This is a genomic window from Micromonospora phytophila, assembly GCF_023656545.1.
Lineage (GTDB): Bacteria > Actinomycetota > Actinomycetes > Mycobacteriales > Micromonosporaceae > Micromonospora > Micromonospora phytophila.
On sequence record NZ_JAMOKF010000333.1, the window covers coordinates 1 to 5,803 of the forward strand.

The following is a 5,803-nucleotide window of genomic DNA, read 5'->3' on the forward strand; positions in this document are numbered from 1 at the left end:
CGACCTCGGGGCCGGGCTGGCGATCGCTGGACGTCGGCTCCCCGTTCGACTACGCCCGGCAGGGCATCCTCTACGTCGCCGCGCACCTGCCCCGGCCCAGCGTCTCCGGCCTGCCCGACGCCGCCGGGGAGGAACTGCTCGGGCTGGTCACCGCGCTCGGCGGGCGTACGCTCGGGCTCTTCTCCTCCCGGCGGGCCGCGCAGCAGGCGGCGGAGCTGGTGCGCGCGCGGACCGACCTGCCGGTGCTGCTCCAGGGTGAGGAGGCGCTGCCGCTGCTGGTCCGCCGGTTCCGGGAGGAGCGCTCCAGTTGCCTGTTCGGGGTGATGTCGCTCTGGCAGGGGGTCGACGTGCCCGGTGACTCGTGCCAGTTGGTGGTCATCGACCGGCTGCCCTTCCCCCGGCCGGACGAGCCGCTCGCGGCGGCCCGGGCCGCCGCGGTCGACGCCAACGGCGGGTCCGGTTTCGCCGCGGTCAGCGTGCCGATCGCCGCGGTCCGGCTGGCTCAGGGGGTGGGCCGGCTGATCCGGGCGACCGGCGACAAGGGCGTGGTCGCGGTGCTCGACTCGCGGTTGGAGACCGCCCGGGGCTACGGCCCGTTCCTGCGCCGCTCGCTGCCGCCGTTCTGGTACACCACCCGCCCGGAGGTCGCCCGCGGCGCCCTGGAACGCCTCGCCAAGGCCTGAGCCGCACCCGGGGCGAGGGTCAGGGAGCCTGGGAGGCGACGACGACCGCGTCGGGCGGGGTGTCCGGCACGGTGCGCGCGGCGAGGCGGCGGACCGCCGTGTTGAGCACGGCGATCAGCGGCACCGAGACCAGCGCGCCGGTGATCCCGGCGAGCACCACACCGGCGGCGATTCCGATGATCACCGCGAGCGGGTGGATGGCCACCGCCCGACCCATGATCAGCGGCTGGAGCACATGCCCCTCGACCTGCTGCACCGCGATCACCACGCCGAGGATGATCAGCGCGGTCACCGGGCCGCTGTCCACCAGCGCGACCAGCACCGCCACGCCGCCCGACAGCGCCGCCCCGACGATCGGGATGAACGCCCCGAGGAAGACCAGCGCGGCGAGCGGGAAGGCGAACGGGATGTCGAAGATGACCAGGAAGACGCCGATACCGACCGCGTCGATGAAGGCGACCAGCACGGTCGCCCGCACGTACGCCACCAGGGTCGCCCAGGACGCCCGGCCGGCGTCGTCGACCTTCCAGCGGGCGGCCACCGGCAGCAGCCGGACCACGAAGCGCCAGATCTTGTTGCCGTCCCGGAGGAAGAAGAACGTGGCGAAGAGGACCAGCAGGGTGCCGGTCAGCACCTCGGCCAGCGTGGCCGCGGTGGAGAGGGCGCCGCTGGTGAACTTCTCGGTGTTGTCGTTCACCCACTGCTGACCCTCGTCGATGTAACGGTCGAGCTGACCGTCGGAGAGGTGCAGCGGACCGGTCTTCAGCCAGTCCTGGATCTGCCGGACGCCCTGCGACGACTTCTCGCTCAGCTCCGGCACACCCTTGATGAACTCGTTGACCACCAGGGTCAGCGTGCCGACCACCCCGGCGAGGCCGCCGACCAGCACCACCGCGGTCGCCAGCGACCGGGGGAAACGCGCCCGCAGCAGCCAGCCGACGGCCGGCGCGAGCAGCGCGGAGAGCAGCAGCGCGATGGCCAGCGGGATGATCACGATCCGGATTTTGCCGATGATCCCCAGCAGCGCCCAGGCGACGACGCCGATCACGATCAGGCGCCAGGACCAGGCGGCGGCGATCCGCAGCGCGTGCGGCACGTCCGCGTCGTCCCGGCTGGAGGTGGAGGTGTGCATCGCGGCGGGCGGCTCGGCGCCGACCACGGTCGCCGACGCGGGCGCCACCGGCCCCGGGGACGCCGGCGAGGCCACGCCGGCCGGCTCGGGGGCGTCGACCGGATCCGTACGGCGGGTACGAGCCGACTCCCGGCCCGACTCGTACGCGCGACGAAGCCGTCCGCGTATCCGCTCGAAGCGGCTCAAGCGCACCTCCTGGCATCAGAACAGGGCCCGGCCACGGCTTCGCCGGCGGACAGGATACGTCCGACCACGTCACCGTAGGGCAGTTGCGCCACACATTGCCCCCGGCCCGTCCCCGTGTAACCACTGGCGGCCGGCCGACCGGGACACGGTAGCGTCTCCGGCGTGACCGCCGACCAGAATCTCGACTCCGGCCTGCCGATCCGCCTGCTGCACGACCGCGTGCTGGTGCGGGTGGAGGGGAGCGAGGGTGAGCGCCGCTCCACCGCCGGCATCGTGATCCCGGCGACCGCTGCCGTGGGCAAGCGGCTGGCCTGGGCGACCGCGGTGGGGGTCGGCCCCAACGTCCGCGCGATCGTCTCCGGCGACCGGGTCCTCTTCGACCCGGACGACCGCTCCGAGGTCGAGCTGCACGGCCGCGGGTACGTGCTGCTGCGCGAGCGCGACGTGCACGCCGTCGCCGCCGAGCGGATCGAGAACGACTCCACGGGCCTCTACCTGTAGGCCGGTGAGGAACGGCCGCGTGTCGTCGCTCTCTGTCGCGCGACCGGCCCCCTCGACGGCTCTCCCCCGGCACGTCCGGCGAGTCCGCTGTCGTTTGCGCTGCTTCTCGACGGGAAGCCAGGCACCCTGCCGGCCCTGGGGAGGGACGATGCCGGATTGGGTGAGGAAGCTGTTGTTCTGGGGCTTCATCGCGTTCCTGATCTACTTCATGGCGTTCCGACCCGAGGGCGCGGCGGAGATGTTCAAGTCGATCGGGGCGGGCCTGATGGCGATGTTCCAGGGTCTCGGTGACTTCATGACCAGCCTGATGACCTGACCCGCCGCACCCGGTTCGCCGCGACAGGGCGCCCAGCACCGGACGGCAGGGCCGGGGACCGCGTCCGGTGTCAGGGACGGCCGGGCGGCCAGGGGGCCACCGGAGGGCCGTACCAGCCGGGCGGGCCGTAGCCGGCCGGGAAGGCCGGGGGCGGCGGCGGGGCGAGCACCACCGGGATCGGCACCACCGGCTCGTCCGGCGCCTCGACCGGCCGCTGCGAGCCGTCCGGGAACCGCAGGTGGTAGCGCTGCCCGTCCCAGACGCCGACCGGGGCCTGCGGGTCCCGCCCGACGAAGAACGACCGGTACGCGCTGATCGCCTCCAGCAGCTCGCGTTCCTCCCGCGCCGTCCGTTCCCGGTCCACCGGCCTCCGGTCCAGCCCGCGCAGCGCCCCGTCGCGCAGCAGCGCCAACCGGGTGGCCGCGAACTGGTAGCCGCGCATCGCCTTCAGCCCGGCGTCGCCGCCGACCCGCCGGGCCCACGACCGCGCCGCGTGCCGCCGCCCGAGACTGCTCAGCGCCGCCACCTCCGGCGGGGTGAGCCAGCCGGCGCGGACGTAGTCCGGCAGGGTGCGCTCGGTGAGCCGCCCCTCCCAGGCCCGCAGCCACACGGCGAGCCCGACCATGCCGAAGAAGATCGGCACCATCACGCCGATGAAGCCGTAGAGCATGATCAGCGCCTCGCCGGTGGCCTGGGTGAGCGTGGGCAGCAGGTTCCAGGTGCCGTGCAGCATCATCGCCAGCAGCAGACCGGCGATCGGGGCGAGCACCCGCACCCGCCGGTCGGCGCTCCGCGCGGCGATGCCCAGCCCGACCCCGGTCATCGAGGTGAAGAGCGGGTGGGCGAAGCCGAAGAGCAGGATCCGCACGATGAAGATGGCGATGACCTGCTGCGTGCCGGTGGCCGGCCCGTACCGCTCCACGCCGGTGGCGTAGCCGTAACCGCCGAGGTAGAGGATGTTCTCCACCATGGCGAACCCGATCGCGGAGAGCCCGCAGTAGACCAGCGCGTCGGTGATTCCCGAGAACTCCCGGCGGCGGAAGATCAGCAGCAGGATCGGCCCGAGCGCCTTGGTCAGCTCCTCGATGAACGGCGCGACCAGCACGCCGACCAGCGCGGCGGGCAACCCCCAGTCCTCGAACAGCCAGGAGGCGGTCTCGTTGACCGTCAGCGAGGCGGCGGTGGAGACGAACGCGCCCCAGGCGAAGCAGAAGATCAGGTACTTCAGCGGCTCCGGCTCGTACCGGTCCAGCCAGAGGAAACAGGCCACCAGCACGGGCACCGGGAGGATCGCGGCGACCACGCCGATCAGCAGGGCCTCGACGCCGAGGCTCGAACCGAGCCGGAAGACCATGAAGACCGCGCAGGCGGCGATGAACAGGACGACCCCGGCCAGCACCAGGAACCGCCGCCACCCCAGCCGGCGCAGCGGCATCCGGGGCGCGGCCCCGCCCGGCGGCGGGACGGCGGGCGCGGTCGGCGACGGCGGCAGGGGTCCGCCGGGCGGGGTGTCGGCCATGCGGTCAGCGTAGCCACCTCCGGCCGGACGGTCCGGCCGCATTCCGGTCCGGCTATGCTGCCGACAGGTCACGAGCGCCAGCGTCAAGCCCCGGCTCGCTGGCCGGCAACCCTCGTCGAGTTCGCGGTGGGGTGCCCCGGGTGATGACCGGGCCCGGCCCGATTCGCGTGCCGGGCAAGCGCGGACCCCGCCCGTGTGCCCACCCGGGGTCCCTGGACCCGGAGGTCGGCCGATGACCGTCACCCTCGTACCCCCGCTGGCGCCGCACCCGACGCGGACCGCGCCCCCGCCCGCCGGGCCGCTCGACGTGCTCGGCGTGCCGGGCCAGATCAACCTCGACTACGCCGCCACCGCGCCCTGCGCGCGGGCCGCGGCCGACGCGGTGGCCGAACTGCTCCCCTGGTACGCGAGCGTGCACCGCGGCGCCGGGGCGCTCTCGCGGCGGTGCACGCTCGCCTACGAGCGGGCCCGGCAGACGGTCGGTGACTTCTTCTCCGCCCGCGCCGACGACCACGTGGTCTTCACCCGCAACACGACCGACGCGTTGAACCTGCTGGCCCGGGCGCTGCCCGCCGGCACCACGGTGGTGACCTTCGGCGGTGAGCACCACGCCAACCTGCTGCCCTGGCCGCGCGGCTCGGTCCGGCTGCCGGTGCCGGCCTCCCCCGGCGAGGCGGTACGCGCGCTCGCCGCCGCCCTGGCCGAGCTGCGCCGGGACGCCAACCCGAGGCTGCCGGTGCTGGTCGCGGTGACCGCCGCGAGCAACGTGACGGGCGAGCGCTGGCCGGTGGCGGAGCTGGCCCGGGTGGCCCGCCGGCACGGGGCCCGGATCGCGGTCGACGCGGCACAGCTCGCCCCGCACGCGCCGGTGGATCTCGTCGCCCTCGACGTCGACTACCTCGCGGTCTCCGGCCACAAGCTGTACGCGCCGTTCGGCGCGGGGGTGCTCGTCGGGCGCGGCGACTGGCTGGACGCCGCGCCGCCGTACCTGTCCGGCGGGGGCGCCACGGGTCACGTCGGCGCGGCCACCCACGACGTACGGTGGACGACCGGCCCGGCGCGGCACGAGGCGGGCACCCCGAACCTGCTCGGCGCGGTCGCCCTGGCGGCGGTCTGCACCGCCCTCGCCGACGCCGACCGGGACGCGCTGCACGACGCGGAGCAGGCCCTGCTGGCCCGGTTGCGCGACGGCCTGGCGGCCCTGCCGCACGTGGTGGAGCTGCGCACCTTCGGCCCCGACGCGCCCCGGGTGGGCATCGTGTCGTTCGTGGTGGCCGGCCGGGACTCGGCGGAGGTGGCGGCGGAACTGGCCCGCGAGCACGACATCGGGGTCCGCGACGGCCTCTTCTGCGCGCACCCGCTGGCCCGCCGCCTGCTCGTCGAGGCCGCCACGCGCAGCGGACGGCGGGACCTGCCGCCGACCGCGCTGCGCGCCAGCATCGGCCTGGGCAGCACCGCGCGGCACG

The 5,803-nt window shown here is 74.6% G+C and carries 6 protein-coding genes and 1 riboswitch; of the genes, 4 read left to right on the forward strand and 2 right to left on the reverse strand.

The window, feature by feature from the left end; all coding sequences use genetic code 11:
- On the forward strand, positions 1 to 683 hold a 683-nt coding region (locus tag NCC78_RS26520; protein ID WP_250797878.1), incomplete at its 5' end, for an ATP-dependent DNA helicase.
- Between the two features lie 19 nt (positions 684 to 702).
- Here the strand turns inward: NCC78_RS26520 and NCC78_RS26525 are convergent.
- Complete coding sequence (locus NCC78_RS26525) at positions 703 to 2,001, reverse strand: AI-2E family transporter (RefSeq protein WP_250797879.1); 1,299 nt, start codon at positions 1,999 to 2,001, stop codon at positions 703 to 705.
- Between the two features lie 162 nt (positions 2,002 to 2,163).
- Between NCC78_RS26525 and NCC78_RS26530 the strand changes: the two genes are divergently transcribed.
- Both NCC78_RS26530 and NCC78_RS26535 read left to right on the forward strand, forming a co-directional pair.
- Positions 2,164 to 2,502, forward strand: coding sequence for a GroES family chaperonin (locus NCC78_RS26530; RefSeq protein WP_250797880.1), 339 nt, complete (start codon positions 2,164 to 2,166; stop codon positions 2,500 to 2,502).
- Positions 2,503 to 2,662: 160 nt separating this feature from the next.
- Positions 2,663 to 2,818 carry a hypothetical protein gene (locus NCC78_RS26535; protein ID WP_250797884.1) on the forward strand — a complete coding sequence of 52 codons (156 nt, stop codon included), beginning with the start codon at positions 2,663 to 2,665 and terminating at the stop codon, positions 2,816 to 2,818.
- Between the two features lie 70 nt (positions 2,819 to 2,888).
- Here the strand turns inward: NCC78_RS26535 and NCC78_RS26540 are convergent, their stop codons facing one another.
- Positions 2,889 to 4,337 (reverse strand): PrsW family intramembrane metalloprotease, encoded by a 1,449-nt coding sequence (locus NCC78_RS26540; RefSeq protein ID WP_250797881.1) that lies wholly within the window; start codon positions 4,335 to 4,337, stop codon positions 2,889 to 2,891.
- Positions 4,338 to 4,403: 66 nt separating this feature from the next.
- Positions 4,404 to 4,524: riboswitch (SAM riboswitch) on the forward strand.
- Positions 4,525 to 4,569: 45 nt separating this feature from the next.
- Here NCC78_RS26540 and NCC78_RS26545 point away from each other — a divergent pair.
- Positions 4,570 to 5,803: aminotransferase class V-fold PLP-dependent enzyme (locus tag NCC78_RS26545; RefSeq protein WP_250797882.1), on the forward strand; the 1,234-nt coding region annotated here is incomplete at its 3' end.